This is a genomic window from Streptomyces sp. NPDC024555 (assembly GCF_055559335.1).
The window spans coordinates 256,082-281,059 of the sequence record NZ_JBVHKV010000002.1 but is presented as its reverse complement, the minus strand read 5'-3'; the positions used below and the strand labels follow the sequence as shown (position 1 = coordinate 281,059).

At 72.9% G+C, this 24,978-nt stretch carries 17 protein-coding genes; 12 read left to right on the top strand and 5 right to left on the bottom strand.

The features are described from left to right. The first annotated feature begins 11 nt into the window (after positions 1–11). The gene (gene gatB / locus ACZ4FH_RS03855) at positions 12–1,520 is read left to right on the top strand and encodes an Asp-tRNA(Asn)/Glu-tRNA(Gln) amidotransferase subunit GatB (protein WP_467302018.1); all 1,509 of its coding nucleotides are present in this window, start codon (positions 12–14) and stop codon (positions 1,518–1,520) included. Positions 1,521–1,586: 66 nt separating this feature from the next. On the opposite strand, the gene ACZ4FH_RS03850 is transcribed toward gatB, so the two are convergent. Then, positions 1,587–3,437 carry a protein kinase domain-containing protein gene (locus tag ACZ4FH_RS03850; protein WP_467302016.1) on the bottom strand — a complete coding sequence of 617 codons (1,851 nt, stop codon included), beginning with the start codon at positions 3,435–3,437 and terminating at the stop codon, positions 1,587–1,589. 298 nt (positions 3,438–3,735) lie between these two features. Here ACZ4FH_RS03850 and ACZ4FH_RS03845 point away from each other — a divergent pair, with 298 nt between their 5' ends. The 3 genes from ACZ4FH_RS03845 to ACZ4FH_RS03835 all read left to right on the top strand — a co-directional run bounded on the left by ACZ4FH_RS03845 (position 3,736) and on the right by ACZ4FH_RS03835 (position 9,540). Then, positions 3,736–5,967 carry an MMPL family transporter gene (locus ACZ4FH_RS03845; protein WP_467302015.1) on the top strand — a complete coding sequence of 744 codons (2,232 nt, stop codon included), beginning with the start codon at positions 3,736–3,738 and terminating at the stop codon, positions 5,965–5,967. A 216-nt stretch (positions 5,968–6,183) separates the two neighbouring features. Next, positions 6,184–6,357 carry a hypothetical protein gene (locus ACZ4FH_RS03840; RefSeq protein ID WP_383644562.1) on the top strand — a complete coding sequence of 58 codons (174 nt, stop codon included), beginning with the start codon at positions 6,184–6,186 and terminating at the stop codon, positions 6,355–6,357. A gap of 57 nt (positions 6,358–6,414) precedes the next feature. After that, positions 6,415–9,540, top strand: a complete 3,126-nt coding sequence (locus ACZ4FH_RS03835; RefSeq protein WP_467302426.1) for a helix-turn-helix transcriptional regulator — start codon at positions 6,415–6,417, stop codon at positions 9,538–9,540. 28 nt (positions 9,541–9,568) lie between these two features. Here the strand turns inward: ACZ4FH_RS03835 and ACZ4FH_RS03830 are convergent, their stop codons facing one another. The 3 genes from ACZ4FH_RS03830 to ACZ4FH_RS03820 all read right to left on the bottom strand — a co-directional run bounded on the left by ACZ4FH_RS03830 (position 9,569) and on the right by ACZ4FH_RS03820 (position 12,267). Next, entirely contained in the window at positions 9,569–9,841 is a 273-nt protein-coding gene (locus ACZ4FH_RS03830; RefSeq protein ID WP_467302013.1) for a DUF6191 domain-containing protein, read from the bottom strand. Between the two features lie 38 nt (positions 9,842–9,879). Then, positions 9,880–10,995, bottom strand: coding sequence for a PQQ-dependent sugar dehydrogenase (locus tag ACZ4FH_RS03825; protein WP_467302424.1), 1,116 nt, complete (start codon positions 10,993–10,995; stop codon positions 9,880–9,882). 309 nt (positions 10,996–11,304) lie between these two features. Continuing rightward, positions 11,305–12,267, bottom strand: a complete 963-nt coding sequence (locus ACZ4FH_RS03820; protein WP_467302422.1) for an aldo/keto reductase — start codon at positions 12,265–12,267, stop codon at positions 11,305–11,307. Positions 12,268–12,378: 111 nt separating this feature from the next. Here ACZ4FH_RS03820 and ACZ4FH_RS03815 point away from each other — a divergent pair, with 111 nt between their 5' ends. The 8 genes from ACZ4FH_RS03815 (at position 12,379) to ACZ4FH_RS03780 (ending at position 23,345) form a co-directional block, all read left to right on the top strand. Continuing rightward, positions 12,379–13,341 (top strand): 2-hydroxyacid dehydrogenase, encoded by a 963-nt coding sequence (locus ACZ4FH_RS03815; RefSeq protein WP_467302011.1) that lies wholly within the window; start codon positions 12,379–12,381, stop codon positions 13,339–13,341. Between the two features lie 336 nt (positions 13,342–13,677). Further along, positions 13,678–16,530 (top strand): putative bifunctional diguanylate cyclase/phosphodiesterase, encoded by a 2,853-nt coding sequence (locus tag ACZ4FH_RS03810; protein WP_467302010.1) that lies wholly within the window; start codon positions 13,678–13,680, stop codon positions 16,528–16,530. A gap of 214 nt (positions 16,531–16,744) precedes the next feature. Continuing rightward, positions 16,745–18,601 (top strand): acetolactate synthase large subunit, encoded by a 1,857-nt coding sequence (locus ACZ4FH_RS03805; RefSeq protein ID WP_467302008.1) that lies wholly within the window; start codon positions 16,745–16,747, stop codon positions 18,599–18,601. Positions 18,602–18,621: 20 nt separating this feature from the next. Next, a complete protein-coding gene (ilvN, locus tag ACZ4FH_RS03800) occupies positions 18,622–19,149 on the top strand; it encodes an acetolactate synthase small subunit (protein WP_018553223.1) in 528 nt (175 codons plus the stop codon). A gap of 104 nt (positions 19,150–19,253) precedes the next feature. Then, on the top strand, positions 19,254–20,255 hold the full coding sequence (ilvC, locus tag ACZ4FH_RS03795; protein ID WP_467302006.1) for a ketol-acid reductoisomerase: 1,002 nt from the start codon (positions 19,254–19,256) through the stop codon (positions 20,253–20,255). Between the two features lie 265 nt (positions 20,256–20,520). Next, positions 20,521–22,113: a phosphoglycerate dehydrogenase gene (serA, locus tag ACZ4FH_RS03790; protein ID WP_450680317.1), complete on the top strand. Its 1,593-nt coding sequence runs from the start codon at positions 20,521–20,523 to the stop codon at positions 22,111–22,113. A 90-nt stretch (positions 22,114–22,203) separates the two neighbouring features. Further along, the gene (locus ACZ4FH_RS03785) at positions 22,204–22,821 is read left to right on the top strand and encodes a TetR/AcrR family transcriptional regulator (protein WP_467302003.1); all 618 of its coding nucleotides are present in this window, start codon (positions 22,204–22,206) and stop codon (positions 22,819–22,821) included. Next, complete coding sequence (locus tag ACZ4FH_RS03780; protein ID WP_467302001.1) at positions 22,818–23,345, top strand: hypothetical protein; 528 nt, start codon at positions 22,818–22,820, stop codon at positions 23,343–23,345. Before ACZ4FH_RS03785 ends, ACZ4FH_RS03780 begins: the two co-directional genes overlap by 4 nt. A gap of 202 nt (positions 23,346–23,547) precedes the next feature. On the opposite strand, the gene pdxR is transcribed toward ACZ4FH_RS03780, so the two are convergent. Beyond that, complete coding sequence (gene pdxR, locus ACZ4FH_RS03775; protein ID WP_467302000.1) at positions 23,548–24,966, bottom strand: MocR-like pyridoxine biosynthesis transcription factor PdxR; 1,419 nt, start codon at positions 24,964–24,966, stop codon at positions 23,548–23,550. Between the last annotated feature and the right edge of the window lie 12 nt (positions 24,967–24,978).

The following is a 24,978-nucleotide window of genomic DNA, read 5'->3' as shown; positions in this document are numbered from 1 at the left end:
GAAAGTTTTCCGTGACTGTCATCGACCTGGAGTCGTACGAGGACGCCCTCGCGACGTACGACCCCGTCATGGGCCTTGAGGTCCATGTGGAGCTCGGCACCAGGACCAAGATGTTCTGCGGCTGCTCCACCGAGCTGAAGCAGGACGCCAACTCGCAGACCTGCCCGGTCTGCCTCGGTCTGCCCGGCGCGCTGCCGGTCGTCAACGCCATCGGCGTCGAGTCCGCGATCAAGATCGGTCTCGCGCTGAACTGCGAGATCGCCGAGTGGTGCCGCTTCGCCCGGAAGAACTACTTCTATCCGGACATGCCGAAGAACTTCCAGACCTCCCAGTACGACGAGCCGATCGCCTTCGACGGCTATCTGGACGTCCAGCTGGAGGACGGCGAGATCTTCCGGGTGCAGATCGAGCGCGCCCACATGGAGGAGGACACCGGCAAGTCGACGCACGTCGGCGGCGCCACCGGCCGTATCCACGGCGCGTCCCACTCCCTGCTCGACTACAACCGGGCCGGCATCCCGCTCATCGAGATCGTCACCAAGCCGATCGAGGGAGCGGGCGACCGCGCCCCCGAGGTCGCCAAGGCGTACGTCGCCGAGCTGCGCGAGCTGATCAAGGCGCTCGGCGTCTCCGAGGCCCGCATGGAGATGGGCCAGATGCGCTGCGACGTCAACCTGTCGCTGCGCCCGCACGGCACCGAGACCTTCGGCACCCGCTCCGAGACGAAGAACGTGAACTCGCTGCGTTCCGTCGAGCGGGCCGCCCGCTTCGAGATCCAGCGCCACGCCGCGGTGCTGAACTCGGGCGGCAAGGTCGTCCAGGAGACCCGGCACTTCCACGAGGAGGACGGCTCCACCACGGCCGGCCGCATCAAGGACAACGCCGAGGACTACCGCTACTTCCCCGAGCCCGACCTGGTGCCGGTCGCCCCGGCCCGCGAGTGGGTCGAGGAGCTTCGCAAGGGCCTCCCCGAGCTGCCGCGGCTGCGCCGCGCCCGGCTCAAGGAGGAGTGGGGCGTCTCCGAGCACGACATGCAGTCCATCCTCAACGCGGGCGCCGTCGACCTGATCGTCGCCACGACCGAGGCGGGCGCCCCGTCGGACCAGGCCCGCAAGTGGTGGATGGGCGAGCTGGCCCGTAACGCCAACGAGACCGGCCGCGGCCTCGACGAGCTGCCCGTCACCCCGGCGCAGGTCGCCCGGGTGGCCGCGCTCGTCGCCGCGGGCGACCTCAACGACAAGCTGGCCCGCCAGGTGCTGGAGGGCGTCCTCGCGGGCGAGGGCGACCCCGACACCGTCGTCGAGAAGCGCGGTCTGAAGGTCGTCTCGGACGAGGGCGCGCTGTCCACCGCCGTGGACGAGGCCATCGCCGGCAACGCCGCCGTCGCGGACAAGATCCGCGGCGGCAAGGTCGCCGCCGCCGGCGCGCTCGTCGGCGCCGTCATGAAGGCCACCCGCGGCCAGGCGGACGCGGCCCGGGTGCGCGAGCTGATCCTGGAGAAGCTCGGCGTCGAGGGCTGAGCCCGCCGGCAGGTGCGACGAGGGGCGGTGCGCCCGGCCGAGGCCGGGGGCGCCGCCCCTCGCGCGTCACTTCTTCAGCGTCGGGGAGCCGAGGACCAGATCGCCCATGTCGCAGGAGTCGCCCGGATCGGCGTAGGAGATGCTCAGCCGCAGGACGCCGGTGACGGGCACCGAGATCGTCTTCGGCTTGCCGAGCAGCACCTCACCGGTGAAACCGGGCTCGCCGTCGACCTCGACGGTGATCCGGGCGGCCTTGTTCGACGAGTTGTCGTCGACCCCGGCGACCATGGTGAGGGTCTTCCACTCGCGGCTCAGGTTGTACTCCGCGGAGCCGCTGCACTCCTCGTCGCCGCCGTCCGGGACCAGGGCGGTGTCGTAGTACGTGCTGTTCAGCGTGCCGCTGCCGACGGCCAGGTCGGCGAACTGGCCGCTGGCGACCGGGTCCAGGGTGGTGAGCGACTTGCTGTCCACCGAGGCCGCCTCGGGCGGTGCGGTGGTGCCGTCCGAGGCCCCCGGGGAGGCCGTCGACCCGCTCTCCGGCTCCTCGGCCGACCCGTCGGCGGGCGTCGTCGTCGTGACCGTCACCGTGGGCGCCGCCTTCGCCCCCTTGCCGTCGCCCTTGTCGTCGTCACCCGTGCGCAGGACCTGGACGCCGATCGTCACCAGCGCGGCCGCCAGGGCGAGCGAGAGCAGCGGGACGAGGACCGGCCGGCGCTTCTTCGCCGGCTTCGACGGTGCGGGAGCCGGGGCCGGGGTCACGGCGGTCGGGGCGGGTGCCGCCGGCGTCGGGACCGTCGGCTCCGGTGCGGACGGCTCCTTGGGGGCCGTTTCCGGGCGGACGGTCGTGGGCGGCGCCACCCCCGGGTCGCCGGAGGCGGTGATCGGCGGCGGGAAGGCGGGCGGCTGCGCCGGGGGACCCGCGATGGGTGGTGCCCCGAGCGGCGGAGTGGGAGCGCCCGGCGGCAGGAGCGGGGCCGGAGGCGCGTCCTGTACGGACTCCGCGCGCTGCGAGGGGCCCGTGACCGTCGTGGACACCACGGCGGAACGCACGTCCTTCACCCAGGACGACAGGCTCTCGGGGCGGCCGTCCGGCTCGGCCGCGCAGACGGAGAGGATGCGGTTCTGGCGCTCGGGCGTCGCGGCGGCCACCTGGGGGAGGGCGCGCAGCGCGGCCCGCAGCTGCTCGGGGGTGCTGGGCGGGGCCTCGCCGCTGAGCAGGAAGTAGGCGATCGCGCCGAAGGCGTACCGGTCGGTGCCCGGGGTCCGCTTGCCCTCGAAGACCTCCGGGGCGGCGTAGCCGGGGGTGAACCAGACCTCGGCGGTCTGGTGGTCGGCGGTGAGCTTGCTCAGCCCGAAGTCCACGAGCGTGGCCTGGCCGTGCGCGTCGACCATGACGTTGCCGGGGGAGAGGTCGCCGTGGACGACGGTGCGGCCCGACGGGGTCGCCCGGCCCGAGTGCAGCCAGTCCAGCACGTCCGCGAGCTGTTCGAGCGTACGGAGCACCTCGCGGCGTTCGGCGTGGGTGGTGAGGGTCCGCTCGGCGCGCCAGTCCCGCAGGTCGAGCCCGTCGACATGGTTCATGACCAGGACCAGGGCCCGTCCGGCGGCGGTGGACGCGTCCCCGGCCCCGTGGATCGGCGGCCCCTCGAAGTGCTCGCGCACGCCGACGACACCCGGCCGGTTCACAAAGCGCAGCAGCTCCGCCTGTTCCCGCCATTTGGCGCTGAGCCGCTGGAACTGCTCGATGGTGATCGTGGTCTTGGAGTCGAGCACCTTGACGACCACGGTCTCGGGCGCACCGTCGAGCTCGATCTCCGCCCGGTACAGCACGGCCTCGCCGCCGCGGCCGATGGAGTTGAGCAGGCGATATCTGTCCGGTGCCGGATCGGGCCCGATATGGTGCGACGCGCTGTTCAACAGACCCCCCAGGGACGGTAATTGGGAAGCTCACAAGATAGCGGGGATCACCCGTGCCCGGGAGCACCGAGGGGGCCCGCCGAGCGGCCGTCCGCCGGACGCTCCCGCGGCGCCCCCGCCGCCGTACGGCGGTGCGCATATCGCTCATAGGGGGATCGGACCCCTGTGAGTAAGCCCACGAAACGGGCAAACGATCACAGATGGCTGTCAGAGTGACGGTTCTCAGGTCATGCGTTCTCACGCGGACGGTCCTGCCCGGACCCCCGCGGGGACCACGAACCCGCAGGGAGCACGTCCCTTGGCTGCCATCGCCCGCTGGTGCGTCACGCACCGCCTCCTCGCCGTTCTCCTCTGGCTGCTCGCGCTCGGCGGGACAGCGGCCGCGGCCGGGTTCGCCGGTTCCGCCTACACCAACGACTACGAGGCGCCCGGCACCGAGTCCGGACAGGCCTCCCAGTTGCTGAAGAGCGGCTTCACCCACCTCGGCGGGGACACGGACACGCTCGTCTGGCACACCGAAGACTCCACGGTGCGGGCCACGGACGTCGCCCAGAAGATGACGAGAACCCTGCACGAGATCGAACGGCTGCCGGGCGTCGGCGCGGTCGAGGGACCGTACACGGAGACCGGCGCCGGGCAGATCAGCGCCGACGGGCACACGGCCTACGCCACGATCACCTTCGACCGCGGCGCGGACGACATCCCCGTCGCCCAGGCCGAGGCCGTCGTCGACACCGCGAAGGCCGCCGCGAGTGAGCATCTGCGGGTCGAACTGGGCGGCCCGGCCACAGCGCTCACCGAGGCGCCGGCCGCGCACCTCAGCGAGGCCGTCGGGGTGGCCGTCGCCGCCGTGGTGCTCTTCCTCGCCTTCGGCTCGCTCGCCGCGAGCCTGCTGCCCATCGCCACCGCCCTCGTCTCGGTCGGCACCGCCTACGCGGGCATCGTGCTGCTCGGCCATCTGATGACCGTCGCCGACTTCGCGCCCATGCTGGGCATGCTCGTGGGGCTCGGCGTCGGCATCGACTACGCGCTCTTCATCGTCACCCGGCACCGCAGGGCCCTGCGGCGCGGCATGAGTGTCCCGGAGGCGGCCGAGCACGCCGTCGCCACGACCGGGCGGGCCGTCGTCTTCGCCGGGGCCACCGTCTGCATCGCGCTGCTCGGCATGCTGATCCTGCGGCTGAGCTTCCTCAACGGCGTCGCCGTCGCGGCCTCGCTCACCGTGGTGCTGACCGTGGCGGCCTCCGTCACCCTGCTGCCCGCGCTGCTCTCGCTGATCGGGATGCGGGCGCTGAGCCGGCGCGAACGGCGGCGGCTGGCGGAGCACGGCCCGCAGCCCGAGCCGCCCACCGGATTCGCCGCCCGCTGGTCCGCCTTCGTCGAGCGCCACCCCAAGCTGCTGGGCGGCCTCGCGGCCCTCGTCATGCTGGGCCTCGCCCTGCCCACCTTCTCGCTCCACCTCGGCAGCTCCGACCAGGGCAACAACGCGAGGTCCTCGACCACCCGGCAGGCGTACGACCTGCTCGCCGACGGCTTCGGCCCCGGGGTGAACGGCCCGCTGACGATCGCCGCCCGGCTGGACGGCGCCGACGACCGGCTCGCCATGGACGCCCTGCCCGCCACGCTCCGCGCCACCGACGGGGTCGCCCGGGTGCTGCCCGTCACCTACAACTCCAGCGGCGACACCGCGTACGTCACCGTCGTCCCCGACTCCTCCCCGCAGTCCCGGGAGACCAGCGAACTCGTCGACCGGCTCCGCGCCGACGTGCTGCCGAAGGCCGCCGACAACACCTCGCTGCGCACCCATGTGGGCGGGGTCACCGCCAGCTACGACGACTTCGCCGGGATCATCATCGGCAAGCTGCCGCTCTTCGTCGGCGTCGTCGTAGGGCTCGGCTGTCTGCTCCTGCTGATGGCGTTCCGCTCGGTCGGCATCCCGCTGAAGGCGGCCGCGATGAACGTGGCGGCGGTCGCCGCCTCGTTCGGCGTCGTCGTCGCGATCTTCCAGTGGGGCTGGGGCAGCGAACTGCTGGGCCTGGGCAGCGCGGGCCCCATCGAGCCCTTCCTCCCCGTGATCATGGTGTCCGTCCTCTTCGGCCTCTCCATGGACTACCAGGTCTTCCTGGTCGGCCGGATGTACGAGGAGTGGCTGGAGAGCCGGGACAACTGCCGGGCGGTCCGGGTCGGCCTCGCCGAGACCAGCCGGGTGATCAACTCGGCCGCGGTGATCATGATCTCCGTCTTCCTCGCCTTCGTGCTCAGCGGCGACCGGGTCATCGCGATGTTCGGCATCGCCCTCGCCGCCGCCGTCGCCCTGGACGCCTTCGTGCTGCGCACCCTGCTGGTGCCCGCGCTGATGCATCTGCTCGGCGGGGCGAACTGGTGGCTGCCCGGCTGGCTGGACCGCCGTCTGCCGCGCATCAGCATCGAGCCGCCCCGGAGCGCGGCGATCCCGCGGCCGTCGCTCCCCGCGACCGCCGCGTCCGACGGGGCGGAGGAGGCCGTACCGGCCGGGCAGGCGGTCCGCTGAGCCGCCGCCCCCGCCCGCGTACGGCACCGCCCGGCGCCGTCTAAGGCATCCGCGGGGCGGGGCGGGGCCGGACCCCGGTGGTGCCCGCCGCCCTCTAAGGCGGCGGCCCCGCAGGGATGCGGAACTCGCCCGATGCGACGGGACCCCCTGGGGGACGAGAGTGGTGGCACGGCGGAAGACCCGCCGGACCACCACTCAAGTCTTCAGGGGACACACATGTACGAGCTGGAGCTCCACAAGATCATGGCCGCCGAACTGGTCCGCCGCGCCGCGACCGAGCGGCTGGCGCGCGAGGCCCGCCGGGCGGCCCGGAAGGCCCGCCGGTCCGCCCGCCACGAGGACGAGGGGACGGTGAGTACGGACCGCGAGCGGTTCGCCCCCGCCGCGTAGGGGCCGGTCGCGATGCGCGTCGGGACGACCGGGCCCGCGGTGTCGGACCCGTGTGCGATGCTCGGCTCCGTGGAGACCAGGTCAGTCAGCCCCGTGTTCGTCGGCCGCACCGGCGAGTTCAGCACCCTCACCGAGGCGCTCGCCCGCGCCGCCGCCCCCACGGACGGCGGCGGCGGGCCGCAGGCGCTGCTGGTGGGCGGCGAGGCGGGCGTCGGCAAGACCCGGCTGGTCGAGGAGTTCCTCTCGGTGGCGGTCCGCCGCGAGGCCGCCGTCGCGGTCGGCGGCTGTGTGGAGATCGGCGCCGACGGCCTGCCCTACGCGCCCTTCTCCACCGCCCTGCGGACCCTGCACCGCACCCTGCCCGAGGAGATGGCCGCCGCCTGCGCCGGACAGGAGCGCGAGCTGGCCCGGCTCCTGCCCGAGCTCGGCGAGGCCGGCCGGGGCGCCGCCGACGAGCACGACACCGCCCGCCTCTTCGAGCTCACCGCCCGCCTGCTGGAACGGATCTCGGCCGACCGCGTCGTCGTCCTCGTCCTGGAGGACCTGCACTGGGCCGACTCCTCCACCCGGCATCTGCTCGCCTATCTCGTCCGGACGCTGCGCACCGGCCGCCTCGTCGTCGTCGGCACCTACCGCGCCGACGACATCCACCGCCGCCATCCGCTGCGCCCCCTCCTGGCCGAGCTGGACCGGCTGCGCACCGTGCGCCGGATCGAACTGCGCCGCTTCAACCGCGCCGAGGTCCGCCGCCAGCTCACCGGCATACTCGCCGACACCCCCGAGCCCGGTCTGGTCGACGAGATATTCGAGCGCTCCGACGGCAACGCCTTCTTCGTCGAGGAACTGGCCTGCGCGCTGGAGTGCGGGGACGGCGACGGGAGCGTGCTCCCCGACTCGCTGCGCGATCTGCTCCTCGTGCGCGTGGAGGCGCTCTCGGACGACGCCCAGCGCGTCGCCCGGATCGTCGCCGAGGGCGGCTCCACCGTCGAGTACGAACTGCTCGCCGCGGTCGCCGGACTCGCCGAGGACGAACTGATCGAGGCGCTGCGCGGGGCCGTCGGCGCCAATCTGCTGCTCACCACCCCGGAGGGCAACGGCTACCGCTTCCGCCACTCCCTCGTCCGCGAGGCCGTCAGCGACGATCTGCTGCCCGGTGAGCGCTCCCGCCTCAACCGCCGGTACGCCGAGGCGCTGGAGGCCGACCCCTCCCTCGTCCGCGACGGCGAGCGGGCCACCCGGCTGGCCAGCTACTGGTACGGCGCGCACGATCCCGCCAAGGCCCTGCCCGCCGTCGTCAAGGCCTCCGTCGAGGCCCGCCACCGCAACGCGTACGCCGAACAGCTGCGGCTGCTGGAACGCGCGATGGAGCTGTGGGACGACGCCCCCGAAGAGGTGCGCGGCACCCTGCGCCCGATCGATCACGCCGAGGTGTACCCGGCCTGCGGACCGGACGGCTGCCCCGCCCTCGGCTATCTCGACCTGATGGCCGAGGCCACCATCGCCGCCCGCTTCGGCGGCGAGCGCGAACGGGCCCTGGCGATCTGCAAGCGGGCCCTGCGCATCCTGGAGGGCGAGGACGACGCCCTGCGCGCCGCCTGGTTCTGGGTGCAGCGCTCCCGCCTCGTCCAGGACACCACGCGCGGCGACGGCTGGGACGAACTGGCCACCGCCGAGGAGCTGGTCCGGGGACTGCCCCCGTCGGCCGTGCACGCCGACGTGCTCACCAGCGTGGCCGGCTGGGGCGCGCTGCACCGGCCCGGCCCCGACACCCTCGTCGCCACCGACCGGGCCGTGGAGTACGCCCGGCTGGTCGGCGCCGAGTCCATCGAACTGCACGCCCGGCTCACCCGGGGCTGGCTGACCGTCGACGCCGGAGCGGTCGACGAGGGCATCGCCGAGATGTACGAGGTCCGCGACCGCGCCGACGAGCTGGGCATCGTCGGCATCATGGGCCGCGCCTCGATCAACCTGCCCTCCATCCTGGAGGGCACGGGCCGTTCGCTGGAGGCCGTGGCCGCCGCCGACCGGGGCATCGAGACCTGCCACAACCACGGGATCGCCGACATGGAGGCCTGGGTCCGCACCAACCAGGCGATGTCCCTCTTCTCGCTCGGCCGCTGGGACGAGGCGCTGGCCACCACCGAGGCCGCCTCCCGCAAGGCGTTCTCCCGCAAGTCCCAGGGGCTTGTTGCCAGCCGCCGCACCGAAGTGGCCCTGGCCCGAGGGGACCTGGCCGAGGCCGAGCACCAACTGGCCCTGGCCCGCCGCTGCTTCGGCACCAGCGACCCGCAGCCCCAGCACTTCCTCAACCTGGCCCGGCACGCCCTCGTCCTCGCCGCCCAGCAGGGCGGCCTGCCCGAGGCCCGCTCCCTCTTCGAGGCACAGGCCGCGGAGGGCTTCCCGCCCGGCACCCAGCGGTACGCCTTCCCGATGCTGCACGCCGTCGCGGCGGCCGAGGCCGACGCCCGCGGCCTGCCCGCCACCGAACCGGGCCGGCCCGCCGTCCTCGCCCTCGTCCGCTCCCACCTCAAGCGGCTGCCGGTCTTCGTCCCCGTCTGGGCCGCCTACGCGACGCTGATCGAGGCCGAGCTGGCCCGCGCCGAGGGCGTCGACACCCCGGACCACTGGTCGGACGCCGCCCGCTCCTTCGCCCCGCTGAGCCGCCCGTACGAGACGGCGCAGATCCACCACCGCTGGGCCGAGGCCCTGCTGATCGCCGCCGGCGACCGGGGCGCCGCCACGACCCTGCTGCGCGAGGCCCACACCGCGGCCCGCCGGCTCGGGGCGCGCCCCCTCGCCGAGTCCGTCGAGCTGCTGGCCGGCCGGGCCCGGATCGCCCTCGGCGAGGCGGCCACCGCCCCCGACGAGGAGGTCCCGGACGCGGTGACCGTTCCGGAGCGGGGCGAGGAACAGGAGGGCCCGGACCACGAGGAGCAGCTGAGGGCCGCGGCGGCCGCCGCCGTGGAGTCCTTCGGGCTGACCCCGCGCGAACAGGACGTCCACCGGCTGGTGGCCGCGGGGCACACCAACCGCAGGATCGCCGAGGAGCTCTACATCTCGCCCAAGACGGCGAGCGTGCACGTCTCCAACATCCTCGCCAAGCTCGGCGTCCACGGCCGGGGCGAGGCGGCCGCCCTGGCCCACCGGCTGCGGCTGTACCGCACGCCGAGGGAGGACGCGTAGCGGGACGGGGGAGTCCGGCGGGGCGCCCTCAGGCGCCGTCCCCGTCCCCGTCCGCGCCGCCCGCGTCCCCGCCTCCGTCGCTGTCCCCGCCGGCGTGGCCGCCGTCGCCGTCGTCCGGTTCCGCCGGGTCGCCGTCGTCCTCGTCGCGGCGGCGCACCACGACCTTGCCCGAGGACAGATCGATCGGACCGCGCGCGGGATCGCCGACGCCGAGGTCCACCCGGCTCAGCTCCAGGCGCCTGCGCTCGTCGTTGGTGTGCTTGCGGCCGGGGGCGAAGAGCTCCTCGAAGAAGTTGAACACGGTGTGCGCACCCTTCCGCCTGCTGTCGTCGGCCGCGGCTACCGCACCTCGGCCACCAGGATCCTGTCGTCCCCCGGCTTCGGGGTGCCGCGCCCGTCCGTCTCGCTGGTCACCAGCCAGAGCCGGTCACCACCGGCGGCGAGCACCGTGCGCAGCCGCCCGTACGTCCCCTTCAGGAACGCCTGGGGGGCCGCCAGTGGTTCCTGGTCCGTGCCGGACAGCGGAATCCGCCACAGCCGTTCACCGCGCAGCCCGGCCATCCAGACCGAACCCCTGACGTAGGCGATGCCGCTCGGCGACGCCTCGGACGTCTTCCACTGTGCCACGGGATCGAGGAAACCGGCCTTGCCGGCCTTGCCCTCCGCCTCGGGCCAGCCGTAGTTGCCGCCCGGCACGATGAGATTCAGCTCGTCCCAGGTGTCCTGGCCGAACTCCGAGGCCCACAGCCGTTTGCGGCCGTCCCAGGCGAGCCCCTGCACATTGCGGTGACCGGGCGAATACACCACGGAGTCGGCGCGCGGATTGCCGTGCAGCGGCTCGCCGTCCGGGGTCATCCGCAGGATCTTGCCCGCCAGCGAGTCCTCGTCCTGGGCCAGCCCCTTGTCACCGGTCTCGCCGGTGCCCGCGTACAGCGCGCGGTCCGGGCCGAAGGCGATCCGTCCGCCGTTGTGGACCGCCCCCTTGGGGATGCCCCGCAGGATGGTGTCCGGGGCGCCCAGCAGCTGGCCCGGGTTCGTGCCCTTCTCGTCGTACAGCATCCGGGCGATGCGGTTGTCCGACGCGGTGGTGAAGTACGCGTAGACGAGGTGGTCCGTGCCGTAGTCGGGCGAGACGGCGAGCCCGAGCAGGCCGCCCTCGCCGCCGGCGGCGACCCCCGGGACCGTGCCCAGCAGGGTCTTCTTCCCGGTCCCGGCGTCGATCCGGGTGATCGTCCCCCTGTCGCGGGAGCCCACCAGCAGATCGCCGTCCGGCAGCTCCGCCAGCCCCCAGGGGGAGTCGAGCCCCCGGGCGAGCGTGGAGACCACCTTCACCGAGCCCTTCGCGGGCGGACCCGAGGGCGAAGGCGACGGGGAGGGCGACGCCGGAGGGGAGGAGGCCGGACGGGACCCGGACGCGGCCGGGGAGCTCGCACCCTGCCCGGCCGAACTCTCCATCCCCTCCTGCGAGGAGCACCCCGCGGCGAGGATCAGCGCTCCGGCCGCCAGCGCGGCCGCCGCGCCGCGCCGCGTCCGCCGCCGGGACGGACGACGCCCCGCCGGTTCCCGTCCGGATTCCCGCACCGCACCACGCACCACACCGATCCCTTCGACGGACGCCATCCCCCTGTTCTTACACCGCCGCCGCGCCCGGAGTTCCCCGAACGGCACCGACGGGCCCGGGACCCGGTCTCCGGACCTCCGGCCGGTCCACGGGATTCCGCCCGCCCCGACGGGCCCCGGAGCCGGGATCCGCCGGCCCCGCCCTCAGTCCCGCGCGTCCCACGACTCCCGCGCGGCCGGCAGCCGGTCGATCTCGTCGAGGTCGCGGGGCGTCAGCTCCAGACCGGCCGCGCCCGCGTTCTCCACCGCCCACCGCTCCTGCTTGGTGCCGGGCACCGGGACCACCTGGGGCCCCTGCCGCAGCACCCAGGCCAGCGCCACCTGGGCCGGGGTCGCCCCGTGCCGCTCGGCGACCCGTCGCAGCCCCACCAGCAGCGGCTGGTTCGCCGCCATCATCTCGGCGGTGAACCGGGGGTGCCTGGCCCGCAGATCGTCCGGCTCGAAGCCCTGACCGGGCGTCAGCGTCCCCGTCAGATAGCCGCTGCCCAGCGGCATCGCCGCCAGCACCCCGACCCCGCGCGCCGCGCACCACGGCACCAGCGCGTCCAGCGCCTGCCGCGACCAGACCGACAGCTCCGCCTGCACCGCGCTCACCGGGAACACCTGCTGCACCCGCTCCAGCTGCCGGATCGTTCCCTCGTGCGGCCGGGCACCCCGGCGTGCCCGCCCCGCACCGACCGCGCACAGCCCGAGGGCCCGCACCTTGCCCGCGGTCACCAGCTCCGCCATCGCGCCCCACGTCTCCTCGACGGGCACCTCCGGATCGGCGCGGTGGAGCTGGTAGAGGTCGATCACATCCGTCTGCAGCCGGCGCAGCGAGGCGTCGCAGGCCCGGCGCACGTATCCGGGGCGGCCGTTGGCCACGATGTGCTGATCGCCCACCAGGAGCCCGCACTTGGTGGAGAGGAACGCCCGGTCCCGGCGTCCCCTCAGCGCCCGCCCGACCAGCAGCTCATTGGTGAACGGCCCGTACATGTCGGCGGTGTCGAGCAGATCGCTCCCCGCGTCCAGCGCCGCGTGCACCGCCCGCAGCGCGTCGTCCCCACGCTGCCGCGACGCGCTGTACGCCCAGCTCATCGGCATGCAGCCGAGACCGACCGCGCCCACGGCGAGCGCCGCCGCGCCCAGACTCCTGCGCTCCAACTCCCCGAACCCTCCCTCGTACCGCTCCCCAAACTAACCTCTGCCTCCCCACGGGGTTCGCATAGCCTCCTGACCATGACTTCCACCACGCACTCCGCCCCCGCCCCCGAGGTCTGGATGCCCTTCGAGGCGGACGGGATCGACGGACTCCCCGAGGGCCTCATCTATCGCTTCTGGGACGGCGGACCCGACTACCCGGCCGACCCCGCCGACTGCGCGTACTACGTCGTCCCCTACATGAAGGGCTCCGCCGTCGCGGTCCGTCCGCTCGCCGCGATGACCCGCGTCCAGGTCGTCCAGACGCTCTCCGCCGGCATCGACCACGTGGAGCCCGGCCTCGGCCTGCTGCCCCCCGGGGTCCGGCTCTGCAACGCCAAGGGGGTCCACGAGGCCTCCACCGCCGAACTCACCCTCGCGCTGGTCCTCGCCTCGCTGCGCGGCTTCCCCGGCTTCGTGCACGGCCAGGACAAGGAGGAGTGGCGCTCCGGCTTCTACCCGGCGCTCGCCGACAAGTCCGTGCTGATCGTGGGGTACGGCTCGATCGGCTCGGCCATCGAGGACCGGCTCGTGCCGTTCGAGTGCGCGCGGGTGGCGCGCGTCGCGCGCTCCGCACGGACAACCGCCCGCGGCCCCGTACACACGCTCGACGATCTGCCCGCCCTGCTGCCCGAGGCCGACATCGTCATCCTGTCCACCCCGCTGAACCCCTCCACACAGGGGCTGGTCGGCGCGGACTTCCTCGCCGCGATGCGCGACGGGGCGCTCCTGGTGAACGTGGCGCGCGGCGGAGTCGTCGACACCAAGGCCCTGCTGTCCGAACTCGATTCCGGACGGCTGCACGCCGCCCTCGACGTCACCGACCCGGAACCGCTCCCTTCCGGCCATCCCCTCTGGCATGCTCCGAACGTCCTGATCACTCCGCACGTCGGCGGCAGCACCTCGGCGTTCCGGCCGCGGGCCAAGCGGCTGCTCGCCGGACAGTTCGGCCGCTTCGCCGCGGGCGAGCCGCTCCACAACGTCGTCCGCACCACCGGCTGACCACGCAGCGAGCAGGATCCACTCCGCTCCGTGCCGACAACGGCGCAGGTCGTCACGGAGAGTAGAGGAACTATGTCCCTGTGTGACGAGTCTGGTGTATCGTCCCGAACGGGGGGCTGCGCCGTGGCAGGGGCGGCGCCGGGGAGGAAGCCGTACGCGAGGGGGGCGATGGGCGATGGACGACCGATGGGCGAACGATCCGGCGCGCGACGGACGGCGACGGCCCGAGGCGCCCCGGCACCGGGGGCATACGGCGCCGGTCCGTTTCCGGACACTCCCGCCCGGCTCGCGGGGTGCGGCGGGACCGTTCGGACACGGCCCGGCGGGGTCATCCCGGTGAGCGCGCCGGCGGGCACGCGCACCGCGGTCCTGGCTCCCCGCCGCACCGCAGGCCGGACCCCCGCACTGGTCCCGCAGCTCGTCCTCGGCCTCGTCTGCACGGGGTACGCGGTGGGGGCGTCGGTCGGCTGGGGATCGGCCCGACTGGCCCTCTTCATGGGCGACTTCGGCCTCAGCGCCGCCGCGCTCGCCGCCGCCGTCTCCTGCTTCCTCTTCGCCCGCTCCGCCGATCTGCGCTTCCGCCCGGCCTGGCTGCTGTTCTCGCTCTCCTCGCTGATGGCCTCCGGGGGCAACGCCGTCTGGGGGTGGTACGAGTGCGTGCGCGGGATCCGCGTGCCCAGCCCCTCGGTCGCCGACCTCTTCTTCCTCTGCTTCGCACCGCCCGCCATCGTGGGCCTGCTGGTCCTCGCCAAACGCCCCGTCACCCGGGCCGGCTGGGTCTGCCTGGTGCTCGACGCCTGGCTGATCGGCGGCTCGCTCCTCACGCTCTCCTGGAGCCTGGCCCTCGCTCACACCGCGCACCTGGCGGACGCCGAGGGCGTCAGCGTGACCCGGGCGGCGCTCTCGCTCGCCTATCCGCTGCTCGACATCGTCCTCGTCTCCATGGTGCTCGCCCTGCACTTCCGGCGCTCCAACGTCAACCGCGCCGCGGTCAACACCGCCATCGCCGCGCTCGCCCTCACCGTCCTGTGCGACGCGCTGTTCACCTCGCCGCTGCTCCGCCAGACCTACCACTCCGGCCAGTTGCTCGACGCGGGCTGGTTCGCCGGATCGCTGCTCCTCGCGTACGCCCCCTGGGGCGCCGGCCGGGACGCGCGGGCCGCCGGGGAGGACGCGGCGGGCGCGGCCTCACGGACCACCACGACGCCCAGCCGCCCGATCGCCGGTTCGCTGGCCGCGCTGACGCCGTATCTGGCGGCGGCCGTCTGCACCCTGGGCATCCTCTACAACGTCATCGAGGGCCGCCGGGTGGACCGCGTGGTGGTCCTCACCGGCTGCACGGTGGTCCTCGCACTGGTCGTCCGGCAGGGCATCATGCTCGTCGACAACATCGCCCTCACCCAGGAACTGGCCCAGAAGGAGAACCACTTCCGCTCCCTGGTGCAGGGCTCCAGCGACGTCATCATGATCGCCGCCCCGACCGGTGTCCTGCGCTACGTCAGCCCCGCCGCCGCCGGGGTCTACGGCCGGGAGGCAGACGAGCTGGTCGGCGCCGAACTGGCCTCGATCATCCACCCCGACGACCTGGGCCGGGTGGTCCACGAAGTGCGCCGGTTCCTCGCCGCCCCGCCCGGCGACGAACCCACCACGCGCATCGAATGCCGCTTCCGCTCCGGCAGCGGCGACTGGCTGAACGTCGAGTCCACCGTCAACCGCCACCAGGGCGGGCTGATCCTCAACAGCCGCGACGTCACCGAACGGGTGCGCCTCCAGGCCCAGTTGCAGCACAACGCCGAGCACGACCCGCTCACCGACCTGCCCAACCGGGCGCTGTTCACCTCCCGGGTCCGCAAGGCGCTCGGCGGCCGCCGCTCCGGCGACGCGGGCACGGCGGTCCTCTTCATCGACCTGGACGGCTTCAAGGCCGCCAACGACCGGCTCGGCCACCAGGCCGGCGACGAGCTGCTGATCCAGGCCGCCCGCCGGCTCCAGGACTCCGTCCGGGCCGGCGACACCGCGGCCCGCCTCGGCGGCGACGAGTTCGCCGCCCTCATCGTCGGCGACGGCGCACGCGACCAGGCCGCGCGCGAGTTCCAGGTCCACGAGATCGCCGACCGGCTGCGCGTCACTCTCTCCGAGCCCTACCGCATCGGCGCCGGCGAGGCCCGCGTCACCGCCTCCATCGGCGTCGCCTTCGCCGAGCCCGGAAGCACCCCCACCGACCTCATGCGCAACGCCGACCTCGCGATGTACCGCGCCAAGGCCGGCGGCAAGGACCGCGTGGAGCTGTACGCCCCGCAGATGCAGGCCGAGGTGGCCCGCCGCTCCGAGCTGGCGGCCCGGCTGCGCAGCGCCCTGCGCGACGGGGAGTTCGCCCTGCTGCACCAGCCCGTGGTGCATCTGGCCAGCGGGACGGTCGCCGCCGTCGCCGCCCAGGCCCGCTGGCGCTCCGCCCAGGGCATCCTGTTCACCCCCGCCGAGTTCCTCCGGGTGGCCGAGGACAGCGAGCGCACCGCGGAGCTGGGCCGCTGGCTGCTGGAGGAGGCCGTGGAGCAGGCCGCCGACCGGGCCAGGGCCGGCCACCAGGTCTCGGTCGCCGTCCGCCTCCCGGCCCGCAGACTCCTCGACAAGGGGATCCCCTTCGGTTCCGTGGAGGCGCTGCTGACGCGCTACGGGCTGCCCTCCGGGGCGCTGATGATCGAGGTCGCCGACAGCGATCCCCGGGTCCCCTTCGAGGAGCTGGAGCAGCGCCTGGCCGCCCTGCGCAGACTCGGCGTGCGGATCGCCCTCGACGGCTTCGGCAGCGGCTACGCGGCGATCAACGCACTGCGCCGGCTCCCCATCGACGTACTGAAACTGGACCGGGGCCTGGTCGAGGGCGTCGTGGAGTCCGCCCGGCTCCACAAGATCACCAGCGGGCTGCTGAGGATCGCCTGCGACCTCGGCATGCAGTCCGTGGCCGACGGCGTCGACGTACCGGAGCAGGTCCTCGCGCTGCGCGCCATGGGGTGCACGCACGGCCAGGGCATGGCGTTCTCCGGACCGCTCGACGAGTACCGGCTGCGCCGCGCCCTGGTCCGGGGAGAGTTCCCGGTGCCCGGCGGAAAGGTGGTCCGGCCGGTGCTCGCGGGGGGTTCGGTGCCCCTCCTGACGGGTTCACATGCTGAGACGCCCGTCCCACCCACTTGACACGCCGAGTGCGTCGGAGAGAGGGTCAATGCCATGCGCACCCGAATTCTCGTACTTGGACAGCGCGTCGGCTGAAGCGGAGTCCCTCGATGACTCCGCCACCCGCACCGACGCGCTCCCCTCGCTTGCCTCACGGCACGAGGGGTTTTTTGTTGCACTGGCACCACGCAAAACGTCGTAAAACACTCGCGAAAACCTCAGCTTCGAGAAGAGAATGCCGATGACCGAGCAGGCCACCGGGGCCCACCATCCCCAGCCGCGGGCCCGTAACGGCGGATCGTCCTCCGCCACCGTTGAGCACGTCACGGGTGCGCAGTCCCTCATCCGCTCCCTCGAGGAGGTGGGGGCCGACACGGTATTCGGCATTCCCGGCGGCGCCATCCTTCCGGCGTACGACCCGATGATGGACTCCCAGCGCGTCCGTCACGTCCTCGTCCGCCACGAGCAGGGCGCGGGCCACGCGGCCACCGGCTACGCCCAGGCCACCGGCAAGGTCGGCGTCTGCATGGCCACCAGCGGCCCCGGCGCCACCAACCTGGTCACCCCGATCGCGGACGCGTACCTGGACTCGGTGCCGATCGTCGCGATCACCGGCCAGGTGGCCTCCGCCGCCATCGGCACGGACGCCTTCCAGGAGGCGGACATCTGCGGCATCACGATGCCGGTCACCAAGCACAACTTCCTGGTCACCAAGGCCGAGGACATCCCGCACACGATCGCCGAGGCCTTCCACATCGCCGCCTCCGGCCGTCCGGGACCGGTCCTGGTCGACATCGCCAAGGACGCCCTCCAGGCGAAGACCACCTTCAGCTGGCCGCCGGTGATGGACCTGCCGGGCTACCGCCCGGTCACCAAGCCGCACGCCAAGCAGATCCGTGAGGCCGCCAAGCTCATCACCCAGGCCAAGCGCCCGGTGCTGTACGTGGGCGGCGGCGTCATGAAGGCCGGGGCCACCGCCGAACTCAAGGTGCTGGCCGAGCTGACCGGAGCGCCCGTCACCACCACCCTGATGGCGCTCGGCTCCTTCCCCGACAGCCACCCGCTGCACGTGGGAATGCCCGGTATGCACGGTTCGGTCACCGCCGTCACCGCGCTGCAGAAGGCCGATCTGATCGTCGCCCTCGGGGCCCGCTTCGACGACCGCGTCACCGGCAAGCTGGACAGCTTCGCCCCGTACGCCAAGGTCGTCCACGCCGACATCGACCCGGCCGAGATCGGCAAGAACCGCGAGGCCGACGTCCCGATCGTCGGTGACGCCCGCGAGGTCATCGCCGATCTGGTCCAGGCCGTCCAGGCCGAGCACACCGAGGGGAACACCGGCGACTACGCCGCCTGGTGGAAGGACCTCAACCGCTGGCGCGAGACCTACCCGCTCGGCTACGACCTGCCGGAGGACGGCAGCCTCTCGCCGCAGCAGGTCATCCAGCGCATCGGCGAACTCGCCCCGCCGGACACGATCTTCGCCGCGGGCGTCGGCCAGCACCAGATGTGGGCCTCGCACTTCATCCAGTACGAGCAGCCCGCCACCTGGCTGAACTCCGGAGGCGCCGGGACGATGGGCTACGCGGTCCCGGCCGCGATGGGTGCCAAGGCCGGCATGCCCGACCGCCCGGTCTGGGCGATCGACGGCGACGGCTGCTTCCAGATGACAAATCAGGAGCTCACCACCTGCGCGCTCAACAACATCCCGATCAAGGTCGCCGTCATCAACAACGGCGCCCTCGGGATGGTCCGCCAGTGGCAGACGCTCTTCTACAACCAGCGGTACTCCAACACCGTGCTGCACTCCGGCGCCGACACCGACGGCAACGCGGCGAAGGGCACCCGGGTCCCGGACTTCGTCAAGCTGTCCGAGGCCATGGGCTGCCACGCGATCCGCTGCGAGGACCCGGCCGACCTGGACAAGGTCATCGCCGAGGCCAACGCGATCAACGACCGCCCGGTCGTCATCGACTTCATCGTCCACGAGGACGCCATGGTGTGGCCGATGGTCGCCGCCGGCACCTCCAACGACGAGGTCATGGCCGCGCGGGGCGTCCGCCCCGACTTCGGCGACAACGAAGACGACTGAGACAGAGAGAGACCGACTCCATGTCCACCAAGCACACGCTCTCCGTCCTGGTCGAGAACAAGCCCGGTGTCCTCGCCCGGATCACCGCCCTGTTCTCCCGCCGCGGCTTCAACATCGACTCGCTCGCGGTCGGTACCACCGAACACCCCGACATCTCCCGCATCACCATCGTCGTGAATGTCGAGGACCTGCCCCTGGAGCAGGTGACCAAGCAGCTCAACAAGCTGGTCAACGTCCTGAAGATCGTCGAACTGGAGCCCTCCGCTGCGATCCAGCGGGAGCTCGTCCTGGTGAAGGTCCGCGCCGACAACGAGACCCGCTCCCAGATCGTCGAGATCGTCCAGCTGTTCCGGGCCAAGACCGTGGACGTCTCCCCGGAGGCCGTCACGATCGAGGCGACCGGCGGCGCCGACAAACTGGAGGCGATGCTCAAGATGCTGGAGCAGTACGGCATCAAGGAGCTCGTCCAGTCCGGCACCATTGCCATAGGGCGCGGCGCGCGCTCGATCACCGACCGGTCCCTGCGCGCCCTCGACCGCACGGCCTGAGCCCCCCGGGGCCGCCGCCGCTCGTATGGCGAGACCCGAAAACGTATCTGACGCACCCCGCCGTACGGTGGGACGCAACACCTGCACACCAAGGAGAAGACCCAGTGGCCGAGCTGTTCTACGACGACGATGCCGACCTGTCCATCATCCAGGGCCGCAAGGTCGCGGTCATCGGCTACGGCAGCCAGGGCCACGCCCACGCGCTGTCGCTGCGTGACTCGGGTGTCGACGTCCGTGTCGGTCTGCACGAGGGTTCCAAGTCCAAGGCCAAGGCCGAGGAGCAGGGCCTGCGCGTGGTGACCCCGTCCGAGGCCGCCGCCGAGGCCGACGTCATCATGATCCTGGTCCCGGACCCGATCCAGGCCCAGGTCTACGAGGAGTCCATCAAGGACAACCTCAAGGACGGCGACGCGCTGTTCTTCGGCCACGGCCTGAACATCCGCTTCGGCTTCATCAAGCCGCCGGCCAACGTCGACGTCTGCATGGTCGCCCCCAAGGGCCCGGGTCACCTGGTCCGCCGCCAGTACGAGGAGGGCCGCGGCGTTCCGTGCATCGTGGCCGTCGAGCAGGACGCCACGGGCAAGGGCCTGGAGCTGGCGCTCTCGTACGCCAAGGGCATCGGCGGCACCCGCGCCGGCGTCATCAAGACGACCTTCACCGAGGAGACCGAGACCGACCTCTTCGGCGAGCAGGCCGTCCTCTGCGGTGGCACCGCCGCTCTGGTCAAGGCCGGTTTCGAGACCCTGACCGAGGCCGGCTACCAGCCGGAGATCGCGTACTTCGAGTGCCTGCACGAGCTGAAGCTCATCGTGGACCTCATGTACGAGGGCGGCCTGGAGAAGATGCGCTGGTCGATCTCCGAGACCGCCGAGTGGGGCGACTACGTCACCGGTCCGCGGATCATCACGGACGCCACCAAGGCCGAGATGAAGAAGGTTCTCGCCGAGATCCAGGACGGCACCTTCGCCAAGACCTGGATGGCCGAGTACCACAACGGTCTGCCCAAGTACAACGAGTACAAGAAGGCCGACAGCGACCACCTCCTGGAGACCACGGGCCGTGAGCTGCGCAAGCTCATGAGCTGGGTCAACGACGAGGACGCGTAGTACACCGGCCCCGGGGGCGGACCACGGTCCGCCCCCGGGGCCGTTTCCACCGCTGGAAGAGGCGGCGTCGTACGTGTGTACAAGTCGTCCAGCCTCGTGTGGGTGATCCTTCCAACGGGGCGCAGTACGCGTCCTCCCGCATGACTACACTTCTCCACACATACACGCGTCAGGCCCACAGTGTCGTGCGTCTTCCACGCGGCAAGCCCCTCCACCGCCTGCGGCCGTCGGGACGGCCGTCCGCACTGGATCTGTGAGGACTCACGTGAGCTCGAAACCTGTCGTACTCATCGCTGAAGAGCTGTCGCCCGCCACGGTGGACGCCCTGGGACCGGACTTCGAGATCCGGCACTGCAACGGCGCGGACCGCGCCGAGCTGCTCCCCGCCATCGCCGACGTCGACGCCATCCTGGTGCGCTCCGCCACCAAGGTCGACGCCGAGGCGATCGCCGCCGCGAAGAAGCTCCGGGTCGTCGCCCGCGCCGGCGTCGGTCTGGACAACGTGGACGTCTCCGCCGCCACCAAGGCCGGCGTGATGGTCGTGAACGCCCCGACCTCCAACATCGTCACCGCCGCCGAGCTGGCCTGCGGCCTCCTGGTCGCCACCGCGCGCAACATCCCGCAGGCCAACACCGCCCTGAAGAACGGCGAGTGGAAGCGCTCCAAGTACACCGGCGTCGAGCTGAGCGAGAAGACCCTCGGCGTCGTCGGCCTCGGCCGCATCGGCGTCCTGGTCGCCCAGCGCATGTCGGCCTTCGGTATGAAGATCGTCGCGTACGACCCCTACGTCCAGCCGGCCCGCGCCGCGCAGATGGGCGTCAAGCTCCTCTCGCTGGACGAGCTGCTGGAGGTCTCCGACTTCATCACCGTGCACCTCCCGAAGACCCCGGAGACGCTGGGTCTGATCGGTGACGAGGCGCTGCACAAGGTGAAGCCCTCGGTGCGCATCGTCAACGCCGCGCGCGGCGGCATCGTCGACGAGGAGGCGCTGGCCTCCGCCCTCAAGGAGGGCCGCGTCGCCGGCGCCGGTCTCGACGTGTACGCCAAGGAGCCCTGCACGGACTCCCCGCTGTTCCAGTTCGACCAGGTCGTCTGCACCCCGCACCTGGGCGCCTCCACCGACGAGGCCCAGGAGAAGGCGGGCATCGCCGTCGCCAAGTCCGTCCGTCTGGCGCTCGCCGGAGAGCTGGTCCCGGACGCGGTCAACGTCCAGGGCGGCGTCATCGCCGAGGACGTGCGCCCGGGTCTGCCGCTCGCCGAGAAGCTGGGCCGGATCTTCACCGCCCTGGCCGGCGAGGTGGCCGCCCGCCTCGACGTCGAGGTCTACGGCGAGATCACCCAGCACGATGTCAAGGTGCTCGAACTCTCCGCGCTCAAGGGCGTGTTCGAGGACGTCGTCGACGAGACGGTGTCCTACGTCAACGCCCCGCTGTTCGCGCAGGAGCGCGGTGTCGAGGTCCGTCTCACCACCAGCTCCGAGTCGCCCGACCACCGCAACGTGGTCACCGTCCGGGGCACCCTGGCCAGCGGCGAGGAGGTCGCGGTCTCCGGCACCCTGGCCGGCCCCAAGCACCTCCAGAAGATCGTCGCCATCGGCGACCGCGATGTGGACCTGGCGCTCGCCGACCACATGGTCGTGCTGCGCTACGACGACCGCCCCGGCGTCGTCGGCGTGGTCGGCAAGGTCCTCGGCGAGGCCGGTCTGAACATCGCGGGCATGCAGGTCTCCCGCGCCGCCGCGGGCGGCGAGGCGCTGGTCGTCCTCACCGTCGACGACACCGTCCCGGCGTCGGTGCTGGCCGAGATCGCCTCGGAGATCGGCGCGGCCTCGGCCCGCTCGGTCGACCTCACCGACTGACCCTCCGCGCGGACCCGTTCCCGAGCGGTCGTACCCGGTATCTAGACGTACGTCTTACACAAACGTCTGCATGCCGGGTACGCTGCTGTCATGGGACATCGTGAGGATCTGCTCGAAGGCGCCAAGCGCTGCCTGCTGGAGAAGGGGTACGCCCGTACCACGGCACGCGACATCGTGGCCGCGTCGGGCACCAACCTCGCCTCCATCGGCTACCACTACGGCTCCAAGGAGGCCCTGCTCAACCTCGCCTTCCTCAAGGTGACGGAGGAGTGGGGCGAGGTGCTGACCGAGGGCGGGGACGGGGAGCCGGACGCGCGCGAGGTGCCGGCCGCACCGCTCGACCAGTTCCGCGAGACCTGGGAGCGGGTGATCGGGAGCTATGAGCAGACCCGGGCGGTCTGGCAGCTCCAGATGGAGGTCATCTCCCGGATCGACTCCGACCCCGGCCTCCAGAAGGCCCTGGCCGGACCGCAGAAGGAGGGCCGCGACGGTCTCGCCGAGTCCATGCTCGGCATCGACCCCGAGACCGACCCGGAGAAGGCGCGGGTGGCCGGTCTCTTCTGCCAGGCGCTGCTCGCCGGGGTCATGGTCCAGTGGCTGATGGACAGCGAGTCGGCACCCTCCGCCCAGGATCTGACGGACGGTCTGAAGGCCGTCCTGGAGGGCCGGACGCAGCCCGCCCCGGCTCCGGCCGGTACCGCCCGGTGACCGTCCGGGCGGGGGAGGAGTTCGCGCTCGGCCGGGCGGTCGTGGACGTCGAGGCCCTGGCGGCCGCCCCGCTGCCCGCGGGCGGACCGGTCACGGCCGAGGGCGATCCCGCTACGGGGGAGTGGGCGGCGACCACCGGGGACGGGTTCCGCATCGTCCCGCTCTGGGAGTCCGGATCCTTCGTCGGGGTGGACGGTGCCGACTGGGACGAGGCCCAGGAGGCCGGAGACGCCCGGCTGGCCGCGCTCGCCGGGGAACTGGACCGCCGCTGGGGCGGGCACCACGAAGTGCCGGTCCACGGCGCGCTCCTGCTCCACCAGGCGGGCGAGCCGGTGCCGGAGCTCTTCGCGGCGCTGCTCGACGAGGACTGCACCGGCGATCTGCTCGTCTGGGGGCCGGTCACCGCGGGCCGGCGCTGGATCGCGGTGGGCGTCGGCCACAGCGACGGGGACGCGCCCCTGATCATGGCCGCCGCCGTCAGCGACCGCCCGATCGTGGCCCCGGACCCACCGGCCTGGCTCTGAGCCGACGGCCTGGCTCCGCGCCGACGGTCGTCGGCCCGGAACCGGCCTGGCTCTGACCCATCGGCCGGGCTCCGCGCCGACGGTCGTCCGGCCCGGCGGCCCCGGCCCTGTGTGGCCCGGACCCGGCCTCGGCCGGGCCCGTCACCGGTCCGGACCCGTCACCGGTCCGACCCCCGAGCGCCGGCCCCGCCCCCGACGCGCCCTACGCCGGTGGCAGCGCCCGGCACAGCGCCTCCAGCGCGGCGCCGAAGGAGTGGTCCGGTGGTGTCGCGTAGCCGACGACCAGCCCGTCCGGGGCGTCGGCCGCCGCGTCGGGATGGCGGAAGGCGTCCAGCCCGTCCAGGGCGAGTCCCTGCCAGGTGGCGGCCTTCACCGTGGACTGCTCGGTCCCGGGCGGCAGCCGCAGCACGGCGTGCAGACCGGCCGCGATGCCGGTGGCCGTGATGTGCGGAGCCTGCGCGGCGAGCGCGGCGACGAGCCGGTCGCGGCGGTCGCGGTAGGTGCGGCGCATCCGGCGGACGTGGCGGTCGTAGTGACCGGAGACGATCAGCTCGGCCAGGGTCAGCTGGTCGGGCACGCTCGCCCACGCCTCCCGTTCCCCCTTCGCCGTCAGCACCCGCTCCACCAGCCGCTCCGGCAGCACCATCCAGCCCAGCCGGACGGCCGGGGACAGGCTCTTGCTCACCGAACCCACGTACAGCACCCGGTCCGGATCCAGCCCCTGCACGGCCCCCACCGGCTCCCGGTCGTACCGGAACTCCCCGTCGTAGTCGTCCTCCACGAGCAGCCCGTCCCGGCTCCGCGCCCAGTCGACGACGGCCGCCCGGCGCTCCGGCCCCAGCGGCCCGCCGGTCGGGAACTGGTGGGCGGGCGTCAGCAGGACCGCGCGCACCCCGGCCAGCCCGGCCAGCTCCCCGGTCCGCGCCCCGTCGGCGTCGAGCGGCAGCGGGACGGTGCGCACCGCGGCGGTCTCCAGGACGGAGCGGTGGAAGGGCAGTCCGTACGCCTCCACGGCCAGCCGGCCCCGCACCACCCCGCAGGCCGTCAGCAGCCGCAGGGCATGGGAGAAACCGGAGCAGATCACGATCCGGTCCGGGGTGGTGCGCACGCCCCGGGAGCGGCCCAGATAGTCCGCCAGGGCGTGGCGCAGCTCGGTCCGGCCCTGCGGATCGCCCGGTGCGAAGGCGTCGTTCGGCGCCGCGTTCAGGGCACGGCGGGCGGCGGCCAGCCAGGCGGACCGGGGGAAGGAACCGGCGTCCGGCTGCCCCTGGCGCAGATCGTGCACGGGGCCGGCCGGGCGGTGCGGGGCCCTGCGCGGGGTCCGGGCGGAGGCGACGGGCGCGGCCCGCCGCGCGACGCGTGTCCCGGAGCCCTGGCGGGCCGTCAGCCAGCCCTCGGCGACCAGCTCGGCATAGGCGTCGGCCACGGTGTTGCGGGCCAGTCCCAGATCGGCGGCGAGCGAACGGTAGGGCGGCAGCCGGGTGCCGGGGGCCAGCCTGCCGTCCCGTACGGCCTCCCGCAGCGCGCGGATCAGCACCGCCCGCCGGCTGCCCGGACCCGCCAGCTCCAGCAGCAGGTCACTGCCGATCGACCCCTCGGAATTGACCCATGAATCCGTCATGGAAATGCACCC

What these genes read in the sequence shown, in the direction of transcription:
- ACZ4FH_RS03840 (WP_383644562.1), top strand. Translation starts at nt 6,184, where the DNA reads ATGTACGAGCTGGAGCTCCACAAGATCATGGCCGCCGAACTGGTCCGC.
- ACZ4FH_RS03835 (WP_467302426.1), top strand. Translation starts at nt 6,415, where the DNA reads ATGCTCGGCTCCGTGGAGACCAGGTCAGTCAGCCCCGTGTTCGTCGGC.
- ACZ4FH_RS03825 (WP_467302424.1), bottom strand. Translation starts at nt 10,995, where the DNA reads ATGGAGAGTTCGGCCGGGCAGGGTGCGAGCTCCCCGGCCGCGTCCGGG.
- ACZ4FH_RS03815 (WP_467302011.1), top strand. Translation starts at nt 12,379, where the DNA reads ATGACTTCCACCACGCACTCCGCCCCCGCCCCCGAGGTCTGGATGCCC.
- ACZ4FH_RS03805 (WP_467302008.1), top strand. Translation starts at nt 16,745, where the DNA reads ATGCCGATGACCGAGCAGGCCACCGGGGCCCACCATCCCCAGCCGCGG.
- ilvN (WP_018553223.1), top strand. Translation starts at nt 18,622, where the DNA reads ATGTCCACCAAGCACACGCTCTCCGTCCTGGTCGAGAACAAGCCCGGT.
- ACZ4FH_RS03785 (WP_467302003.1), top strand. Translation starts at nt 22,204, where the DNA reads ATGGGACATCGTGAGGATCTGCTCGAAGGCGCCAAGCGCTGCCTGCTG.
- pdxR (WP_467302000.1), bottom strand. Translation starts at nt 24,966, where the DNA reads ATGACGGATTCATGGGTCAATTCCGAGGGGTCGATCGGCAGTGACCTG.